Source organism: Actinosynnema sp. NPDC023658 (genome assembly GCF_040639995.1).
In the GTDB taxonomy this organism is placed as follows: domain Bacteria; phylum Actinomycetota; class Actinomycetes; order Mycobacteriales; family Pseudonocardiaceae; genus Actinosynnema.
The window spans coordinates 1,217-2,567 of sequence record NZ_JBFAAX010000803.1; the positions used below are offsets into that span (position 1 = coordinate 1,217).

Consider the following 1,351-nt stretch of genomic DNA (forward strand, 5'->3'; position numbering starts at 1 on the left):
CATCAGGGGCATGACACTCACCAGCGTGGCCCGCGCCCTGCCGATCGCCTTGGTCGCCCTGCTCCTCGGCGGTGGGTCGCCCGGGCCGACACGTACACGGCGCGGTTCCAGGGTGACGGCAGCAGCGACTTCGGGTTCGCCTTGACGTACGCGCGCTGGAACGCGGCGACGAAGGCGGAGGCGGACGGCTTCACCGACCCGTACGCGCAGTGCGAGGAGATCGAGACCTGGTCCAGCGTGTACGTGGCCACGGTCATTTGGGAGTGCACCCGATAGCCGTCGGATTCCACCGTCGGCAGAGCAATTCCACTCGCACGAGCGTTCGCCTGCCGACGGTCGCTTCGCAATCCCCTCCGCCATGGTGCGGTGCGGCAACGCCGAGTTGCCCGACTTGCGAATTCTGCTTCAATTATCGCATTGAGGAGCGCTTCAGTGACGAACCGTCACGACGAAGAAGGCCTGTCACCCGATTGTGGGAATAAGCGGCGGTCGGCCGTGTGGTGATCGGCGCTTCGTCGACGTGCGCGGCCGGTGTGCCGGGGAGGGTGCGATGGCGGAGTCCGGTCAGGCGGTCCACCGCACGATCCTCGTGGTGGACGTGGAGGGTTTCGGTGATCCGCGCCGGACGCTCCCCCATCAGGTAGGCACCCGGGCGGGCCTGTACCGGGTGGTCACCGACGCGCTCACCGCCGCCGGGGCGCCCTGGCGGGACTGCTACCACGAGGACCGCGGCGACAGCGTGTTCGTGCTGGTCCCGCCGGAGTACGCCAAGGCGCCGCTGGTGGAGGTGCTGCCGGTGGCGTTGGCGCGCGCCCTGCGCGAGCACAACGACACCAGCCCGTCCGCGCAGCGCACGCGGCTGCGGGTGGCGGTGCACGCCGGTGAGGTGGTCTTCGACGGGCACGGCGTCACGTCCACCGCGGTGACCACGGCCTTCCGACTGCTCGACGCGGCACCGGTGCGCCGGGCGCTCGCGGAGTCCCCCGGGTTGGTCGCCGTGGTCGTGTCGCGCTGGGTGTTCGACGAGGTGGTCCGCCACTCGACCGTGCTCGACCCGGCCACCTTCCGACCGGTGCCGGTGGAGGTGAAGGAGGTCCGCGACACCGCCTGGATCGCGCTGCCGGACCACCCCTACCCCGCCGACCCCGCCGTGCTCGACCCCGCCGCGCCAGACCCCACCTCACCGGACCCCGTGGCGCTCGACGACCGGGCGACCGCGGTCGACCCGCGCGGAGGTGGGGCCACGCCCCGGCAGCTGCCCGGCACGCCGACGCCGTTCGTCGGGCGCGAGGAGTACCTGTCCGAACTGGACCGCCCCCTCACCGCCGCCGACGGGGCGGCGGTGCTGATC

General features: G+C 71.9%; 1 protein-coding gene and 1 pseudogene. One reads left to right on the top strand and one right to left on the bottom strand.

The window, feature by feature from the left end; genetic code table 11:
• Window positions 1-17: 17 nt before the first annotated feature.
• On the bottom strand, window positions 18-257 hold the full coding sequence (locus AB0G02_RS34980) for a hypothetical protein (RefSeq protein ID WP_360803140.1): 240 nt from the start codon (window positions 255-257) through the stop codon (window positions 18-20).
• 293 nt (window positions 258-550) lie between these two features.
• Here AB0G02_RS34980 and AB0G02_RS34985 point away from each other — a divergent pair.
• A pseudogene (locus AB0G02_RS34985) lies at window positions 551-1,351 on the top strand (hypothetical protein); the annotation flags it as partial.

What these genes read in the sequence shown, in the direction of transcription:
- AB0G02_RS34980 (WP_360803140.1), bottom strand. Translation starts at nt 257, where the DNA reads ATGACCGTGGCCACGTACACGCTGGACCAGGTCTCGATCTCCTCGCAC.